20 protein-coding genes are annotated in these 18,340 nt (G+C 28.6%); 8 read left to right on the top strand and 12 right to left on the bottom strand.

Going from position 1 to position 18,340, the window contains the following annotated elements:
- Positions 1-59 precede the first annotated feature (59 nt).
- Entirely contained in the window at positions 60-1,766 is a 1,707-nt protein-coding gene (gldJ, locus tag ACFQZW_RS12425) for a gliding motility lipoprotein GldJ (protein WP_298266009.1), read from the bottom strand.
- A gap of 482 nt (positions 1,767-2,248) precedes the next feature.
- Here gldJ and porV point away from each other — a divergent pair, with 482 nt between their 5' ends.
- Genes porV through ACFQZW_RS12405 form a run of 4 tightly spaced genes read left to right on the top strand, consistent with a single transcriptional unit; the run spans position 2,249 to position 5,378 of the window.
- The gene (gene porV, locus ACFQZW_RS12420; protein WP_298266011.1) at positions 2,249-3,391 is read left to right on the top strand and encodes a type IX secretion system outer membrane channel protein PorV; all 1,143 of its coding nucleotides are present in this window, start codon (positions 2,249-2,251) and stop codon (positions 3,389-3,391) included.
- 17 nt (positions 3,392-3,408) lie between these two features.
- Positions 3,409-3,891, top strand: coding sequence for a cytidine deaminase (cdd, locus tag ACFQZW_RS12415; protein ID WP_298266013.1), 483 nt, complete (start codon positions 3,409-3,411; stop codon positions 3,889-3,891).
- Positions 3,891-4,274, top strand: a complete 384-nt coding sequence (locus ACFQZW_RS12410) for a group III truncated hemoglobin (RefSeq protein WP_298266015.1) — start codon at positions 3,891-3,893, stop codon at positions 4,272-4,274. The genes cdd and ACFQZW_RS12410 overlap by 1 nt, the downstream gene beginning before the upstream one ends.
- A 39-nt stretch (positions 4,275-4,313) precedes the next feature.
- Positions 4,314-5,378 carry a 3-oxoacyl-ACP synthase III family protein gene (locus tag ACFQZW_RS12405; RefSeq protein ID WP_298266017.1) on the top strand — a complete coding sequence of 355 codons (1,065 nt, stop codon included), beginning with the start codon at positions 4,314-4,316 and terminating at the stop codon, positions 5,376-5,378.
- Between the two features lie 24 nt (positions 5,379-5,402).
- On the opposite strand, the gene ACFQZW_RS12400 is transcribed toward ACFQZW_RS12405, so the two are convergent.
- From ACFQZW_RS12400 to ACFQZW_RS12360, 9 genes are all read right to left on the bottom strand, one after another.
- Positions 5,403-6,956 (bottom strand): NAD(P)H-hydrate dehydratase, encoded by a 1,554-nt coding sequence (locus ACFQZW_RS12400; RefSeq protein ID WP_386783404.1) that lies wholly within the window; start codon positions 6,954-6,956, stop codon positions 5,403-5,405.
- 100 nt (positions 6,957-7,056) lie between these two features.
- Positions 7,057-8,010, bottom strand: coding sequence for an acetyl-CoA carboxylase carboxyltransferase subunit alpha (locus ACFQZW_RS12395; protein ID WP_298285442.1), 954 nt, complete (start codon positions 8,008-8,010; stop codon positions 7,057-7,059).
- 45 nt (positions 8,011-8,055) lie between these two features.
- Complete coding sequence (locus ACFQZW_RS12390) at positions 8,056-8,946, bottom strand: DMT family transporter (RefSeq protein ID WP_386783401.1); 891 nt, start codon at positions 8,944-8,946, stop codon at positions 8,056-8,058.
- The gene (locus ACFQZW_RS12385; RefSeq protein ID WP_298266024.1) at positions 8,933-10,021 is read right to left on the bottom strand and encodes an LptF/LptG family permease; all 1,089 of its coding nucleotides are present in this window, start codon (positions 10,019-10,021) and stop codon (positions 8,933-8,935) included. Before ACFQZW_RS12385 ends, ACFQZW_RS12390 begins: the two co-directional genes overlap by 14 nt.
- Before the next feature lie 19 nt (positions 10,022-10,040).
- Positions 10,041-11,171: a tRNA guanosine(34) transglycosylase Tgt gene (tgt, locus tag ACFQZW_RS12380; RefSeq protein WP_298266026.1), complete on the bottom strand. Its 1,131-nt coding sequence runs from the start codon at positions 11,169-11,171 to the stop codon at positions 10,041-10,043.
- A 51-nt stretch (positions 11,172-11,222) separates the two neighbouring features.
- Positions 11,223-12,035 (bottom strand): 23S rRNA pseudouridine(2604) synthase RluF, encoded by an 813-nt coding sequence (gene rluF / locus ACFQZW_RS12375; protein ID WP_372801962.1) that lies wholly within the window; start codon positions 12,033-12,035, stop codon positions 11,223-11,225.
- 80 nt (positions 12,036-12,115) lie between these two features.
- Positions 12,116-12,571 carry a hypothetical protein gene (locus tag ACFQZW_RS12370; RefSeq protein ID WP_386783397.1) on the bottom strand — a complete coding sequence of 152 codons (456 nt, stop codon included), beginning with the start codon at positions 12,569-12,571 and terminating at the stop codon, positions 12,116-12,118.
- Between the two features lie 175 nt (positions 12,572-12,746).
- Positions 12,747-13,313, bottom strand: coding sequence for a glutathione peroxidase (locus ACFQZW_RS12365; protein WP_386783395.1), 567 nt, complete (start codon positions 13,311-13,313; stop codon positions 12,747-12,749).
- A gap of 163 nt (positions 13,314-13,476) precedes the next feature.
- Positions 13,477-13,683, bottom strand: coding sequence for a dodecin family protein (locus ACFQZW_RS12360; RefSeq protein ID WP_386783393.1), 207 nt, complete (start codon positions 13,681-13,683; stop codon positions 13,477-13,479).
- Between the two features lie 187 nt (positions 13,684-13,870).
- Between ACFQZW_RS12360 and ACFQZW_RS12355 the strand changes: the two genes are divergently transcribed.
- Positions 13,871-14,497 carry a hypothetical protein gene (locus ACFQZW_RS12355; RefSeq protein ID WP_298285433.1) on the top strand — a complete coding sequence of 209 codons (627 nt, stop codon included), beginning with the start codon at positions 13,871-13,873 and terminating at the stop codon, positions 14,495-14,497.
- Between the two features lie 12 nt (positions 14,498-14,509).
- Here ACFQZW_RS12355 and ACFQZW_RS12350 read toward each other — a convergent pair whose 3' ends face one another.
- Positions 14,510-15,355, bottom strand: coding sequence for a universal stress protein (locus ACFQZW_RS12350; RefSeq protein ID WP_386783390.1), 846 nt, complete (start codon positions 15,353-15,355; stop codon positions 14,510-14,512).
- Positions 15,356-15,510: 155 nt separating this feature from the next.
- Here ACFQZW_RS12350 and ACFQZW_RS12345 point away from each other — a divergent pair, with 155 nt between their 5' ends.
- Positions 15,511-15,936 (top strand): hypothetical protein, encoded by a 426-nt coding sequence (locus ACFQZW_RS12345; protein ID WP_386783388.1) that lies wholly within the window; start codon positions 15,511-15,513, stop codon positions 15,934-15,936.
- A 67-nt stretch (positions 15,937-16,003) separates the two neighbouring features.
- Positions 16,004-16,726 (top strand): peroxiredoxin, encoded by a 723-nt coding sequence (locus tag ACFQZW_RS12340; RefSeq protein WP_298266046.1) that lies wholly within the window; start codon positions 16,004-16,006, stop codon positions 16,724-16,726.
- Positions 16,727-16,830: 104 nt separating this feature from the next.
- Here the strand turns inward: ACFQZW_RS12340 and ACFQZW_RS12335 are convergent, their stop codons facing one another.
- Positions 16,831-17,268 carry an Hsp20/alpha crystallin family protein gene (locus ACFQZW_RS12335; RefSeq protein ID WP_298266048.1) on the bottom strand — a complete coding sequence of 146 codons (438 nt, stop codon included), beginning with the start codon at positions 17,266-17,268 and terminating at the stop codon, positions 16,831-16,833.
- A 283-nt stretch (positions 17,269-17,551) separates the two neighbouring features.
- Here ACFQZW_RS12335 and ACFQZW_RS12330 point away from each other — a divergent pair, with 283 nt between their 5' ends.
- On the top strand, positions 17,552-18,127 hold the full coding sequence (locus ACFQZW_RS12330; protein WP_298266050.1) for a DUF502 domain-containing protein: 576 nt from the start codon (positions 17,552-17,554) through the stop codon (positions 18,125-18,127).
- The last annotated feature ends 213 nt before the right edge of the window (positions 18,128-18,340 follow it).

The following is an 18,340-nucleotide window of genomic DNA, read 5'->3' as shown; positions in this document are numbered from 1 at the left end:
AAATATAAAAAAACCTCACTGATATATCAGTGAGGTAGATAATATAATTTTTTTAATTTTTAGTATCTAATTTTTGTGGTTGTAGGCTTTCTTCTTTTGTAAGTCATTGGGCCTATTCTATCAGCTGCACATCTAAAACCAATAAAGTTAGTTGCCATATATTCTGGTAAATACCTTCTTTGTGAAGGATCTAACCAATACTCTCTATCTTTCCAAGATCCACCTTTATAAACTCTAGCTTTGTCACTAATTAAAGTTGTTCTTTTTTCTGTATCATATTGTTGTTTCATCAAACCACTTTCACCAATTTCTTTAGGTTTTATTGGCGAGTTATACATTCTCGGTTTAACATCTAATTCTTCTTCATCTTGTGCATAATACTTTGTTGAAGCTAACTCACCATCTTTGGCATCTACATTATATGCTTTATCATAATTTTTTCTCATATAAGCATCTCTTTTCGAGATTGGCATATATTTTACACTTCCAGGAAGTGTTTTAGGAACTAAATTACCATTATCTAAGGTATCAAATTCTACTGTAACATCGTCAGCAATAACAACCTGCCCTTCAGCATCAATCATTTTTTTAGTAAAAATATTACCTCTAAAATAATTAAAATCATTAGCATCATTATCAATAATTGGTCTGTAAACATCTGAAACCCATTCAGCGACGTTTCCAGACATGTCATAAAGCCCAAAAGCATTTGGATCATAAGATTTTACTGCAATTGTAATATCAGCACCATCATTACTCCAACCAGGAACACCACTATAATCACCTTTACCTTGTTTAAAGTTGGCTAATTGATCTCCTTTGTATCTTTTAGATTTATTTCGGGTGTATTTTCCGCTCCAAGCATATTTTTTTCTTCCTCTTGTATTGTTATACTCTCTATCTTCAACAATCGCTTTTGCTGCATATTCCCATTCTACCTCTGTTGGTAATCTAAATTTAGCGGATAAGATTCCATCAGAAATTTTTACATGCCTTCCTGTAAATTCACCTCTAGCAGGTTTTGGATCTCCCTTAGCACGAGGTTTGTTTTCAGGTAGTCCTTTTTTATAAATAGCCTGATTGCCATCAAAAACTAAATCAGGATTTGTTAAATAAGTATCTGTGCTAAAGTTATTCTTTCCTTTAACTTCTGCATCTTCCAATTTAAAAAGAGGTTGAAGTACTCCCTTATCCATTAAAATTTTTTCGTTAACTCTATCAGTTCTCCATTTGCAATATTGGTTGGCTTGAATCCAGCTAACTCCAATAACAGGATAATCTGCATACCCAGGATGACGTAGGTAATTCTCAGTTAACAGTTCATTAAAACCAAGTACATCTCTCCAAACTAAAGTATCTGGAACTGCTGATTGATAAATATGTTCGTAGTTTGGATCACTAGGAGGAAATACTTGTTCCATCCAATCTAAATAAAATAAGTATTCTGAATTTGTAACCTCTGTTTCATCCATATAAAACGAGCGAACTTGTTGTTTGTTAGGAGTCGTATTCCAATCAAATAATACATCGTCTTGAACATGTCCCATGGTAAAAGATCCACCTTCAATTAAAACCATGCCAGGAGGAGCTTCTTGACCTTTATATTTAGTTGGTCCAGAAAAACCACCCATTTTCTTATCTTTTGAAGTCCATCCAGTAAGTGAGGTATTATTTCTTGATGTTCTATCATGACAACTCACCAATACAATAGTAACTAGTGATAAGATTGTTAACTTAGAAATATTAATTAAATTTTTAAAGTTCATTTTAAACTCATTAGGGTTTTATTTTTTCGCAATTTACATTAAATTAATTTTTTTACAAGAAATTATTTTAATAAAATACTTTCGTACTGTTTCAATAACGTATGTTTTAGCTATTTATTATATGAGAAGTTGAAGCTACTTTAAAACAGCATTGAATTTTAATAAGAGGAATTTAATATTTGGTAGTTTTTATCATTTTTGAATTTAATTTGGAACAAGAGTTATTTCTTAAAGATGAGGCTTTATTATTTTTATGCGTTTGATTTAATTTAAATTTAAACAATATAATAACTGAAGAAACGTTTATTTATTAACATAGTTTTAGTAAGTATTATACCTATTTTTTTAATCGAAAAATTGGGTCGTTTTTTAATGGAATTTTGTCAAGTTATTAAATGCTAAAAATATAGATAAAAAATAAAAAAAGCACTTATACGTCAATATTATTTAAGATATTTGTTAAGTTAAAACTAACACAATTAATGAGAAAAATTTTAATAATTACCCTTACTTTTTTTGTTGCATTTTCAAACATAAATGCACAAGATAATCCCAACCCAATAACAACTGCAGCTCCGTTTTTATTAATCGCCCCAGATGCTAGGGCAGGAGGTATGGGAGACATTGGTGTAGCAACCTCTCCTGATGCTTTTTCACAGCATTGGAATGCTTCTAAAATGGCATTTATGCCTTCGCAATTTTCAGTGGGTGTAATTTACACACCTTGGCTTCGTGAATTAACGAACGATGTTTTTTTGGGCGGGTTTTCATTTGCTAATAGAATAGATGAAAGAAGTGCTTGGGCAGCAAGTTTAAAATATTTTAATTTGGGGCAAATAGATTTAACAGATATTAATGGAGCACCAGAAGGAACCGAAAAATTAAACGAATTTTCAGTAGATGGTTCCTATTCATTAAAGTTAAGTGAAATGTATTCAATGGGGGTAACTTTACGTTATATTCGTTCTGATTTAGGGATAGAGTCAGCAAATTCTACCATAAACCCAGTAAATACATTTTCTGTAGATATTTCAGGTTATTTTCAGTCCAACGAAGCAAACTATGGAAATTTTAATGGAATTTGGAGAGGAGGTTTCAATATATCTAATATTGGGCCAAAAGTTTCCTATTCAAATGATGGTAAGGAAAACTTTATTCCAACGAATTTAAAAATTGGTGGAGGCTTCGATTTTATTTTAGACAATTATAACAAACTAAGTCTAAATTTAGAATTTAATAAATTGTTAGTTCCAACTCCAAGTATTTCTGTGAATGATAATAATCAGCCTCCTTATGTACAGGAAGATGTTAGTTTTTTTAGTGGAATTTTCAAATCTTTTGGTGATGCGCCAGATGGTTTTAGTGAAGAGTTAAAAGAATTTACTTGGGGATTAGGAGCGGAGTATATGTATGACAATGCTTTTGCCATAAGAGCTGGGTATTTTAATGAAAGTGATTTAAAAGGGGCACGTAAATACTTTACTATTGGATCAGGTTTTAAATTTAAAAGTACTAGATTAGATATTTCATATTTGTTTAATGCTTCAGATATTAATAATCCTTTAGAAAATACCCTTCGATTTTCTTTATCTTTTGATTTTGGAGACTTGTTTGAGGTAAATTAAAAATATAGAATAGTTTAATGAAAAATGTTGAAATTAAAACTCAAATTGTTGTTTATGATTCAGTAGAGGAATTGCCATATTCTGTTCAAGAATTAATGAATAAGGCAATTGAAACTAAGCGAAATGCTTACGCACCTTACTCCAAATTTAAGGTTGGCGCAGCATTATTATTAGATAACGGAAAAGTAGTTACAGGAAATAATCAAGAGAACGCAGCTTACCCATCTGGTATGTGTGCTGAACGAGTTGCTATTTGGAAAGCATCGTCTGAATACCCAAATTCAAAAGTAATTCAGTTGGCCATATCGGCAAGTTCATCAACCCAAATAACAAAAGAACCAGTAGCTCCTTGCGGTGCTTGCAGACAAACATTATCGGAATACGAAATTAAACAAGATAATAAAATAGAGGTGTTTTTTATGGGTGAAGTTGGAAAAGTTATTAAAACAAATTCTCTTTTAGATTTATTACCGATTGCTTTTGATAAATCATTTTTATAATGAAAAAAGATATTGAAAACAGAAATGATCTTTACCAGCTTGTAAAATTATTTTACGTAAAATTATTAAATGATGCCGAAATGCATCATTTTTTCATTGAATTTGAAGATCCTAAAAAACTAGAGCCACATTTACAAGTATTAGTAGATTTTTGGGAAAATATTCTATTTTATACTGGTGGGTATCGTAAAAATGCTATGCAACCTCACCTAGAATTACAACCGAAAAAACCATTTCAATCTAAACACTTTAAGCGCTGGTTATCAAGTTTTAATAGTGCTGTAGATGAGCTTTATGAAGGTGAAAATAGTTTTACAATTAAATCCAGAGCACAATCGATAGCCACCGTAATGGAAATTAAAATTTCTGAGCTAAATAGCTAATTCATTTTTAAATTTGCAAACTAATTATTTATAATGAAAATGCAATCAGTAATAACAGGAACTGGAAGTTATATACCTACAATAATTAAAAAAAACGAAGATTTTTTAAACCATCAATTTTTAAATTCGGATGGCACGTCATTTCAATACGAAAATGATGTTGTAATTGAAAAATTTAAAGCAATTACAGGTATTGAAGAAAGGCGCTATGCTTCAGATGAATTGAATTCTTCTGACTTAGGTTTTTTTGCTGCTGAAAAGGCAATTGCTGATGCTAAAATTGATAAAGAAGAGCTAGATTATATCATTTTAGCACATAATTTTGGAGATGTTAATAGCAAAACTACACAAAGTGATATTTTACCAAGTTTAGCTTCTAGGGTAAAATTTAGATTAGGAATTAAAAACCCTAACTGTGTAGCTTACGATATTTTATTTGGATGCCCTGGCTGGGTACAAGGAGTTATTCAGGCAGAAGCCTATATAAAATCAGGAATAGCTAAAAAATGTTTAGTTATAGGAACGGAAACTTTATCAAGAGTATTGGATGATAATGATAGAGATTCGATGATATATTCTGATGGTGCTGGAGCTTGTGTAATAGAAGCTGTAGAAGGTAATCAGGAAACTGGAATTTTAAGTCATGCTGCTCAAACCAATACACTTGATGAGTGTTATTATTTATTTTTTGGTAAATCATACAATGAAAATGATAAGACTGATACGCGGTATATAAAAATGCACGGAAGAAAAATTTATGAATATGGGTTATCAAATGTTCCTTTAGCAATGAAAAAAGCACTTGATAAAAGTGGAGTTGATATTTCTGAAGTAAAAAAAGTTTTTATTCACCAAGCAAATGAAAAAATGGACGAAGCTATTATAAAACGTTTTTATCGTTTATTTAAAACAAAAGTTCCAAAAAATGTAATGCCAATGAGTATACATAAGTTGGGAAATAGTTCTGTAGCAACAGTGCCTACTTTATTTGATTTGGTGAAAAACGGAAAAATAGAAGAACAAGAAATTCATAAAGGTGATGTTGTAATTTTTGCATCTGTGGGTGCAGGTATGAATATTAATGCTATAGTTTATAGGTATTAAGATTTATAAATATTTTGTGTTAAATTATTTTTCTTCATTAACAGTTTCTGAAGCATTATTTTCTTCAGTATGATTTTCTTTGAATAAATCTAAAATGGCATCGGCTAAATAATCTAAAATATTAGAAGCTGTAAATGTTTCATAACCAGTTTCTTCTATGGCAATATCGGCTGTTTTTCCATGTAAGTAAACACCCAAAATAGCAGCGTTTAAAGGCTCGTATTTTTGGGCAATAAGCCCTGTTATTATTCCTGTTAATACATCACCACTTCCAGCTGTAGCTAATGCGGGATTTCCTGTTGAATTTACATACAAATTTTCTTTATCTATAATTACAGTATGTGCGTCTTTTATAACAACTATAATTTGATGTTTTATAGAAAATTCAATGGTTTTGTTCAGTTTATCAAAGTCATTTTCCCAAACTCCAATCAATCGTTCTAATTCTTTAGGATGTGGGGTTAAAATAGAATTTTTTGGTAAAAAGTTAATCAATTCTTTTTGATCGGCTAGTATATTAATGGCATCGGCATCCACAACTAATGGTAACTGGTTTTCTTTTAAAAAGTTTTCAAAACCTTTGACCGTTTTTTCAGCTGTTCCCATGCCAGGTCCAACACCTATAACTGTTGCTTTAGTTTTAAAATTAAAATAAGTTAAAACTTGGTCACTATCCACTTCTACCATTGCTTCTGGAATTGCTGTTTGAACAATTGAATAACCACATTTAGGTAAATAAATAGATACCAATCCACTACCAATTTTTAATGCTGCTTTAGAAGCTAAAGAAATGGCGCCTATTTTACCAAAACTGCCACCAATTAATAGTGAATGACCTAAATCTCCTTTATGATCCCATTTATTACGTGTTTTATATAATTGTAAAATATCATCTTTTAAAATGTAATGTATGTTTGGTTGAAGACTGGCAATAAATTCTTGATCTAAACCAATATCAATGACTTCCCAAGTGTTTAAATAATCTTTATTCTCAGGAAGTAAAAAAGCTAATTTAGGTGTTTGAAATGTTAATACGTGACCTGCTTTTAAAACTGTACTTTTATCATTTACAGATTTATCAGAAAATAATCCAGAAGGAAAATCAATTGCTAATGAAAATACTTTTGTGCTATTGATGTATTGTATCAGTTTTTTAGTAAAGCCTTTTGGGTTTCTAGTTAATCCATTTCCAAAAATAGCATCAATAACAATATCTTCAAAATCTACCCTAGGAAAGTCACTTTCACCGTTAATTATTTGTGGCCACTCTCCAAGTTCTTTTAAACGATTGTAATTTGTTAAAAACTCATCAGTTCTTTTATCGCTAAAATTTACAACATAACATTTTACATGATATCCATGTTGCAACAAATGCCTTGCAATTACCAATCCGTCACCTCCATTATTTCCAATACCACAAAATACATGAATTGGTATATTTTGACCTTGTAATCGTTGATGTAGCCATTGAAAACAAAGTATAGAAGCATGTTCCATTAATGAGATAGAAGTTATCCCTTTGCTTTTTATGGTGGCATTGTCAGCTTCTTTTAGTTGTTTTGAATTGAGAATATACATTGGTAGTTTTATTGATTAAAATTAAAAACCGCTAGCTTATTTTCAACAATATTAGTGTTAGAAATTAAAACTAGCGGTTATTTTTATGTTTTAATATTTTTTAGCCTTTATAAACACCCATATTACAGTATTTATCCATACGTTGTTTAATAAGTTCATCAACAGATAAATCTTTTAATTCTTTATATGCTTTGATAATGGTTTTTTCAACTTCTTTAAAGGCATTTTCACGATCGTAATGTGCACCTCCAAGAGGTTCTTTGATAATGCCGTCAATTAATTTTTGTTTTTTCATATCGGCAGCTGTAAGTTTCAGTGCTTCAGCAGCTTCTTCTTTATGTTCCCAACTTCTCCATAAAATTGATGAGCAAGATTCAGGAGATATTACTGTGTACCAAGTATTCTCCATCATATAAACTCTATCTCCAACACCAATTCCTACAGCACCTCCAGAGGCACCTTCACCAATAACAATGGTAATAATTGGAGTTTTTAATTTAGTCATTTCAAAAATATTTCTGGCTATTGCTTCACCTTGCCCACGTTCTTCAGCTTCTAAACCAGGATATGCTCCAGGGGTATCTAATAAAGTTACAACAGGAATTCCGAACTTTTCTGCCATTTTCATAAGCCTTAACGCTTTTCTGTATCCTTCAGGATTTGACATTCCAAAATTTCTATATTGGCGTGTTTTAGTATTGTACCCTTTTTGTTGTCCAATAAACATAAATGATTGATCTCCAATTTTACCTAAACCTCCAATCATTGCTTTGTCATCTTTTACGGTTCTATCTCCATGAAGTTCCATAAAAGTGTTTCCAGCTAAATAGTTAATATGATCTAGAGTGTAAGGTCTGTTTGGATGACGAGATAATTGTACTCTTTGCCAAGCAGTTAAATTTTTATAAATATCACTTTTTGTTTTAATTAGTTTTTTTTCAATGTTTTTGCAACTTTCAGTTACATCAACATCACTTTCTTTACCAATTAGTTGGCATTTATCTAATTGTTCTTCTAACTCTTTAATTGGTAATTCAAAATCTAAATATTCCATAATTTTTAGGTTTGGATGTAACTACAAATATAGTAACTTCTAATTTTAAGAGGTTAATTTTTGTTTATTTTTATTTTTTAAAATTCCATTAATCACTACAGTAAATAATATAATTAGTGCTCCAATATAAAATTGAGGGCTCATTTTTTCTTTTTCACCGAAGATTAAAACTGCTAAGATTATCCCGTAAACGGGCTCTAAATTAATGGTGAGCATTACAGTATATGGAGTTAAATATTTCATTATTTTTACTGAAGCTATAAAAGCATATGCTGTACAAATGCTACTGAGTATAAATAGATAAATAATATCTGTTTTATTTAAGCTGAAATCTTTAATTGTAAATCCTGAAGTAGCAAAAATATAAATGGTAATAAAAACAACACCAAATAATAATTGATAAAATGAAATAGTATCAGCATTGTACTGTTTTATAAATAATCCATTTAATACAGTAAATAAAGCAGATAAAAAAGAAGCAATTAATGCATAAATAATTCCAAGTGTATATTCCGTTTCAACATTAAAAATTAAGTAAAGACCAGAGATTACAATAAGACCAAATAATAACTCAAGAAAAATTAGTTTTCTTCTAAAAAATAAAGGTTCAATAAGTGATGTAAATAATGCTCCAGTACTCATAGCAACCAACGCAACAGATACATTTGAAACTTTTATAGCTGTAAAAAAAGCAATCCAATGCAGAGCTATAATTGTACCGCTAATAAAAAATTTAATGATTGCTTTAGGAGTGATTTTTAAATTTTTATTTTTTAATAAAAAATAAATAAGTACAAAAATTACAGCAAATAACATTCTGTACCATACTAAAGGTATTGCATTAATGCTTATTAGTGCACCTAAAATTGCAGTAAACCCCCAAATAAAAACTATAAAATGGAGGTGGAGATAATTTTTAATTTCAGTTTTTAGCATTTTTAAAGTATAAGTATATAGCTAAGCCTCCAAACGTTATATTGGGTAGCCATACCATAAAAAATGAATTAGTATCGGCTCCAGCCCCTAATACCTCAGCAATTTTAAGGAAAAAAACATAAATAAACATTAAGGATATACCAATTGCTAAATTTACACCCATTCCACCACGTCTTTTTTTAGCTGCTAGCGCAACTGCAATAAAGGTTAAGATATAGGAAGATATAGGTAAACTAGTTCTTTTATGAAACTCTACTAAATAGGTGTTTAAATTTCCAATACCTCTTTCTCGTGATTGTTTAATAAATTCATTTAATTTTACAGAATTCATTTCCTTTGCCATATAATCTACATTTACTAAATCTTTTGGTGTAAAATTAAAAGTAGTATCTAATTTAGTACCTGATTCAATAATATCTTTATCTTTTAAAATAGTTCTTTTAGTATATGTTAACAGCTGAAAAGTACTATCATTTGGTTTCCATTTAATGTTGTTGGATGAGAGTTTATATTTAAGTTTTATACCATCAAATTTTTGGTAGGTAAAGAAATAACCAGTATTATTTTCGACTCTATAATTCTTTAAAAAAATATAGTCGTTAGGACCTAGTTGTAAATTAATATTGGTTAAATAGGTATCGTTTATTTTTTTCTTTTTTAAATACGTTCTGTTAAATTCTTCAAAAATTTTATTACTACTAGGAACCACAAAATGGTTCATAAATAGTGAAAATAAGGTTACTAGTGTTGCGCCTATAAAATAAGGTTTTAGAAAGCGAGTAAAAGATATTTTTGCAGAATGAATGGCAATAATTTCTGTATTTCCAGCCAATTTGGATGTGAAAAAAATCACAGCAATAAATAAAGCTAAAGGCATAAACGTATTCCCATAAATAATTACAAAGTTTACATAGTAATCTCTTATAATTTCACCTACCGATAAATCGGCATGTCTTAAAAATCTATCAACTTTTTCAGAAACGTCAATGGCAATAGCTATAGGAATTAACAATACTAATACCAATGCAAATGAACTTAAATATTTTTTTAATATGTATTTGTCTAGTATTCTCAATTTAAAAGGTTAAGTATAATTACAAACGTTTGTCCATTTGTTTTACCATACGGTTTTTCCATTCGGTAAAATCTCCTGCTAATATATGCTTTCTTGCTTCACGAACCAACCATAAATAAAAACCTAAATTATGGATGGAAGCTATTTGTTTTCCTAAAAGTTCTTTTGAAGCAAATAAGTGACGTAAATAAGCTTTAGAATACATAGTGTCAACGAAGGTAATTCCCATCTCATCAATAGGCGAGAAGTCATTTTCCCATTTTTTATTTTTAATATTAATGCTTCCATGTGCTGTAAAAAGCATTCCATTACGAGCGTTTCTTGTTGGCATTACACAGTCGAACATATCAATTCCAAGCGCAATATTTTCTAATATATTGATAGGAGTTCCTACTCCCATCAAATATCGTGGTTTGTCTTCAGGTAAAATCGCCGTTACAATTTCTGTCATTTCATACATTTCTTCAGCAGGTTCCCCAACTGAAAGCCCTCCAATTGCATTTCCTTCGGCTTCAACTGAAGCGATAAACTCTGCAGATTGTTTTCTTAAATCTTTATAAGTACTTCCTTGTACAATTGGAAATAAGGTTTGACTGTAGTTATATTTATAAGGTGTTTTTTCTAAATGTGTAACACATCTCTTTAACCACCTATGTGTCATATGCATTGAACGTTTGGCGTAGTTATACTCACAAGGGTAGGGTGTACATTCATCAAATGCCATAATAATGTCTGCACCAATACTGCGTTGGATTTCCATTACGTTTTCAGGAGTAAACGTATGGTATGATCCGTCAATATGACTTTTAAATTTAACACCTTCTTCGGTAATTTTTCTTCTTTGAGAAAGTGAATATACTTGGTAACCACCACTATCGGTTAAAATATTTCTATCCCAATTCATAAATTTATGTAACCCACCAGCTTGTTCTAAAATTTTGGTTTGTGGGCGGAGGTATAAATGATAAGTGTTTCCTAAAATAATATCAGGATTGATTTCATTTTTAAGTTCAGTTTGATGGACACCTTTTACGGTTCCAACTGTACCTACTGGCATAAATATAGGTGTTTCAATAGTGCCGTGATCGGTTGTGATAACTCCTGCTCTTGCTTTGCTTTGAGCATCTTTATTTTTTAATTCAAATTGCATAGTCGGCAAAGATACTGAATAGGTTGGTTTGAAAAAAAATAAAGTTAAAGCTTAACGTTTCTTTTTCTTTTTTGAATGGAATTTTTTTTTATTTGGTGAAGTAAATTTTTTTTTAAAAGTGTCTTTTGAGACTTCTTCTGTTTTGGAAGAATCAGCTAGCATTTGGTTTATAATACCCATTTCTTTTGACGTCAATTCTCTCCATTCTCCAACTTTTAAAGTACCTAAACTTACATTCATAATCCTAGTACGTTGTAGTTTGGTAACCTCAAAATTCAAATATTGACACATTCTTCTAATTTGACGATTTAACCCTTGGGTTAATACAATTTTAAAGGTATTTTGATTTACTTTTTCAACCTTGCATTTTTTTGTAATGGTTCCTAAAATTGGAATTCCATGACTCATTTTTTGTATAAACTCTTCTGTAATGGGTTTATTTACCGTAACAATATATTCTTTTTGATGGTTGTTACCAGCGCGTAAAATTTTATTTACAATGTCTCCATCGTTTGTTAAAAATATTAATCCTTCAGAAGGTTTATCTAATCTTCCAATAGGGAAGAGCCTTTCCGTGTGATTGATAAATTTGACGATATTTTTACGTTCTTTTGAATCTGTTGTACAAACAATACCTACAGGTTTATTTAATGCAATGTATAGTGTTTTGGGTTTTTGTTTTAGAGGTTGTCCATTAATTTTTACAATATCACCTTCAAAAACTCTATTCCCTAATTGTGTAGGTTTTCCATTGATAGTTACTTTTCCTTCAATAATTAATTTTTCAGCATCTCTTCGAGAACAAATGCCTGTACTACTAATGTATTTATTTAGGTTTATTGAATTATCATTTGATTTTTCCACCATAAGCTATTTAAAGCCGCGAAGTTACTAAATAATGTGGAAGTTAATAGTTTATTGAATTATAGGATGAACAACATTTTTTATTTAAACGAAATTTCCCAATTGCCAGGCTCATAAATTACTATCTCAAAATCGTTTAGTAATGAAGGTCTATTATCAAATCCATGATCAAAATAATTAACAGAAGAGCTTATTGAACATTCAAAAGGAAAAGTTACATTTTCAAATCCTTCTTTTTTTCCTATTTTATAATACACTCCACTATCTTTATAAAAATCTACTTGAGGTAAACTTTGAAAGCCATTTTTGACAAAAAATAAAACTCTGTTGCCATTTCCTATTTTTCGAATAGAATATTTCAAAGCAGGGTTACTTTTAATAACTTTATAAGGTGTTTTTTTGTTTAAAGTATCTAGAGACTTTGAAGTTAAAGATAATTGATTATCGATTTTTTTTTGATAGAAAAAGGAAGAACTATTTTCCAAATTGCAATTAAAACTGCAAAAAAAAGCTGATAAAATTATTAAAATTTTCATAACTATTAGTTTAATTTATAAAAATTATGAAGCAAGAATTATGCCATTTTAGTTTTGAAATTAAGAAAAGAAACTACTTGAAATTACCTTATTTTTACAATTGCTTTAAATCTGTAATCAAAAAATTTTTTTAAATTGGCAGGTGAATTTTATGTATTTAATAAATAGCCACTAATTATATGAGTTTAGTAATTTTAGAACTCATAGGATTTGTAATGGAGTAAAAGACATCAATTAGTTTTCCATTTTCATCAATTAGATATTTTTGAAAGTTCCATTTAACAGAAGAACTCAATTTACCATTATTTTCTTTTTTGGTTAACCAATTATAAATGGGGTGTTGATTTGCTCCTTTTACATCCACTTTTTCGGTAAGTGTAAAAGTAATACCATAGTTTTGTTGACAAAACGTTTTTATTTCTAATAAACTTCCTGGCTCTTGCCCTCCAAATTGATTGCAAGGAATTCCTATAATTACCAATTTATCTTGATAAGCTTCATATAATTTTTGTAAATCGGCATATTGTTTGGTAAAACCACATTCTGAAGCTACATTAACAATAAGTATTTTTTTTCCATTAAATTTGTTAAAATCAATAGTGTTGCCATTAATATCATTAATGCTATAGTTATAAATTGTTTGTTCTTGGTTCATAACTGAGGTGTTTTTTATATTAAAAGTACCTAAAAGTGTGATTATTGATGCTATTGAAATACTTGTAATTTTTACTAAATTTATCATTTTTATATATTGTTTAATAAAATTATAACAAAACTAAAATTAAACAAAAAATAGAACTTATTAGATGTTGGTTGTAAATTTTGTGTGAAAACAAAAAAGATATATGGATATTGCATATATCTTTAGTGTAAATTTTTATGATAGAGATCTAATTAATTAAATATTAATCATCAACTATACCAAAACAAACTTTCGTGTTAACTCTGTATTCAACAATTTTATTTTCGTTTACAGTTACTTGCATTTCTTTTATATAAACAGATTTAATGTTTTTAATGGTTTTAGCTGCTTCATTAATTACATTTTGCACGGCATCTTCAAAACTAACATTTGAGTTACCTAATATTTCGACGACTTTTAAAACGGACATAATAACAATATTTAAAATTAATAATAATAACAAGTTATAACGCATTGTATTAAAATGAAATGATATTACTCAATTTTTAAAATTCTAATGAATATAAATAGGTGAAATTTTTAGAAAAACACTGTTGATACATATCATTCATCTTGCTTTAAGGAATCATTAATTTTAGTTTATAAAAGTTAAGAAGATGAAAAAAATTATTACCACGTTAAGTTTTTTAATATTATTAGGGTGTTCATCAACTAGATTTGTGGATAGTTGGAAAAATAATAAAATACCGTTGTTTAAGCCTAATAAAATATTAGTGATTGGTATAACGGATAATTTAACAGCTCGGAAATTATTTGAAGAAAAATTAAAGAAAAAATTACTTGATAGAGGTATGAATGCAGAAGAAAGTATGTTAGTAATTGATAAAATGTTTACGAGCACTAAAAGAACCGAAAACGAAATTGATGAATTGATAAAAGGGTTATATTCAAAAGGCTATGACGCTGTTATTATAAATACTTTGAAAGGAGTTGAAGAAAAAAGAAAATACTCTGATAATTTTTATGATTTAAATTACAACTGGACACCCTTTACAAGATATTACTTTAGATTTCAAGATATTTACTTTACACCTCAGTATTATGAAGAGTACAAAGTATATCATATTGAAACTTCAATTTATAATATTAATGTTGAAGAAAATAAATCGTTGGTTTGGGTTGGTGCGTTTAATATAGTAAATCCGCAATCTATGAAAACGGTGATTAATGATTATACTTTGGCAGTAATAAAACAATTAGAAAAAGAACACTTGATAAATTAACAATTAAATTTATTATTTATAATTAGCTTCATTAAAACTTAGTAAAGGTATTTTGGTTTGTGATTCCATTCGTTTAACCAAGTCTTTATGAAATAATTTTTTTAAAAATCCAATTTGTTCTCTTTCTAGCATAGCTACTAAATCTGCATTTACTTCTTTTAAATAAATGTTGAGAATTTCAAAAATATCATCAGAATAAAATAAATCAAACTCTAAATTGTCATATAGAATTTTTTGAAGTAAAATTTCTTTAAACCACTCCATTTGTAATTGTCCGTCATATTCATTTTTGGTTGAAATGTGGGTAATTTTAATTTTTGGTTTAAAAGGTTTAAATAATTTTATTAGTTTAGAAATTGCAATGATATCTTCTTGTTCAAAATCGGTTGCATAAACGATAGTTTCTAGTTTGTTTAAAGTATTTTTTTCAGGAACTGCTAAAACTGCGCAAGGAGCTTTTTCAATTAATTGTTTTGTTGTGCTACCCATTATAAATTCTTCAAAAATATTTTTTCCTTTCATACCCGTTATAATCACTGAAGCATTTACTTCTTTAGATTTTGAGATAATCCCTTTAATAATTGAGTCATTTTCAACAACCTCTGTATTTACTTTTTTAAGACCATATTTCTTATCCATATGATCTGAACAAAACTTTTGAAGTGTTGCTTTTTTGTATTTATAAGTCTCATCTCTTGAAAGCAAATAAGGAGCATTTAAATCAGAACTTAACGAAGAAATATCAAAAACATGAATAACCCATAAGTTAGCCTTAACCCTAGAACTTAATTCTAATGCATATTTAAAAGCATCTATTGAATTACTAGAAAAATCGGTTGCATATACTATTGTTTTCACCTTAAAAGATGTATTAAATTAGTAACTGTTTAAAGTTAAAAATGTAATGCTCATATTTAAATGATATATCTCAATTTTAAAACTTTTAAGAATGATAACGGTCATTTTTTTCTAGTCTATTCTTCAATAATTTTAATAAAAATAAAACTACTGTCATGAAAAAAGAGTTAATTTTTAATTCAGATTTACATTTTGAACATAAACTATGGAGGAGAGAGTTATTATTTTGGGAAGATGAGTTAAAATCATTCAACTTAAGGTTAGATGAGTTAGTAAATAGGTGGACAAATAAAGAAATGTTAGCTCAATTAGAACATTATCAAAACCAGTTTATACTTCAAGAAAATAACATTGATAAACTACAAGATGAAATTAATATTCATGAAACTAATATATCCAAAAGTACAAAGCAAGGCAAAGATTTGTTAGATATTCATCTAGTTAAAAATCATATCGAGTTTAGAAATAAAATGGAAGTTCAACGCCATATATATAGAGATTTAAAAAAAGAATTTTTCACTTTTATCAAGCTATATGTAGTTGAAAGTGTTTTTAATAACTACTATCATCGTTTTTATTGATACAGGTCATTTGAAAAATCTTAAATAAATACTCCCTTTGTATAAATAAATAAATAAAGTAATAACTATGGAAACACCACAAGTACAAGAGCAAATAACTGCAATGCCACGTATAGGAGATAAAGCACCTAACTTTAATGCAGTAACCACACAAGGAACTATAAATTTTCCAGAAGATTATAAAGGAAAATGGGTAATATTATTTAGTCATCCAGCAGACTTTACTCCAGTTTGTACCTCAGAGTTTATGACTTTTGCAAAATTAGATGATAAATTTAATAAAGCAAATTGTAAGCTGGTTGGTTTATCAATTGATGGGTTGTATAGTCATATTGCTTGGTTAAGAACCATAAAAGATAAAATTAAGTACAAAGATATGCAGAATATGGAGGTTAAATTTCCATTAATAGAGGATATAACTATGGAAGTTGCCAAAAAATATGGAATGATTCAACCAGGAGAAAGTAAAACACAGGCTGTAAGAGCTGTATTTTTTATTGATCCAAAAGGAATTATAAGAGCCATTATTTATTACCCATTAAGCTTAGGTAGAAATTTTGATGAAATTTATAGAGCTTTAATAGCAATGCAAACATCAGATGAGTTTTCAGTTGCAACTCCCGCAGATTGGAATCCTGGAGATGATGTAATAGTATCACCAGCAGGAAATTGTGGCGTTGCAGAGAATAGGATGGAAGGTAAGGAAGAAGGTTTAACCTGTGAAGACTGGTTTTTTTGTACCAAAAAGCTAGATAAAGATAAAATATTAAATGCAATTTTGAAGAACTAGTTTTTGATGAGGCTGCATTAGTATTTTAAATAAAGTTCCATTTCTCTAAGTTAAACAATTTAGAGAAATGGAACTTTAATAAATGAAATAGTACTTTAAAATAACTATGATATTTCAATCATTTTTGGTTTGTGTTTTTTAACTTCTTCTTTTTTAGCAAGTGTAAATTTTAGAATACCATTTTTATACGTTGCTTTCACTTTTTCGTCAATAATAGTATTAGGCAGTTCAAGTGATCTTTCAAAAGAATTATAACTGAACTCTTTTCTAGTGTAGTTAACATCCTTTTCTTCTTTAGATTCTGATTTTTTAGCGGAAATATTTAAACATCCGTCATCAATAGAAACTTCAAAGTCTTTTTTCTCAAAGCCAGGAGCTGCTAATTCAATTTCGTACTCATTTTCTTTTTCTTTAATATTTAAAGCTGGTTCACCAACTTTTTTTAACCAAAATCGATCGTTAAAAAAATCGTCAGTATCAAAAAAATCTGAAGTAATTAAATTGCTCCAAGGGCCTCTTTTTTTAAAATTAATTAGTGACATAATTTAGAGTTTTTAATTAAACATTTTATGTAATCAAAATTAACTTCAAAAAAGAGTTTTTAAAATGATCTCTATCAATTTGATATTAAAAATCATCAATTATCACAAAAAACCTTATAAATAGCCGGTTTTATAGGGTTGTATTGATAAATATTTTATAAAAAAAACTACTATTTTGATAATTATCAACTTATTTTGTTTGTACCTTTAATTTTTATAAAGTAAAAATAATTAACTACTCAAAAGAGACTTGTGTTGTGACGAGTAAATAAGAATATTAATTATGAAGAAAATTATTAATTATTTATTACAAGGGGTATTGTACATTGCACCTTTAGGAATAACAGCATATATTATTTATACTGTTTTTATGTTTATGGATAGTATTTCTCAAAAATTAATAACTAAATTTTTTGATATTGAAATCCCTGGACTTGGAGTGTTATCACTTTTAATTTTTTTAATTTTTGTAGGCTTTTTAGGAAGAACTATTATTGCTCAACCTTTGAAAACAATTTTTAGAAAAGTAATTGAACGAATTCCTTTATTAAAATTTGTTTATACAGCATTGAATGATCTGTTTTCGGCTTTTGTTGGAAAAGAAAAAAAGTTTAGCCAGCCAGTATTGGTAAAAGTAAATATGGTTTCTAATTTAGAAAAACTTGGATTTATAACAGAAGAAAATCTTGAAGTGTTAGATGAATTGGATAAAGTGGCAGTTTATTTCCCTCATTCGTACAATTTTTCAGGTGAATTATTTATAGTTCCAAAAGAACATATAAAGCCTGTAAATATAAACTCAAGTCAAGTGATGAAATTTATAGTATCTGCAGGTTTAACAGGTTGGGATAAAGATTAAATATAGAAAAAGCCTTACATTTTATGTAATGCTTTTTCGGAGGAAAAAAGAGGAACTATCCAAAATTTTACTTATTAAGATTAAATTAGGCTTTCAGAGGTATGAGATTTAGTGACACCGAATTAGACACTTTTTAATATTATATCGATATGTTATTTTGTGAGAAATTATATGTCTTTATCTTTATTTGAAGCTTTAAAAATTTACTGCGTT

Source organism: Lutibacter aestuarii (assembly GCF_042676885.1).
Lineage (GTDB): Bacteria > Bacteroidota > Bacteroidia > Flavobacteriales > Flavobacteriaceae > Lutibacter > Lutibacter aestuarii.
This window is presented reverse-complemented; position numbering and strand designations above follow the sequence as displayed.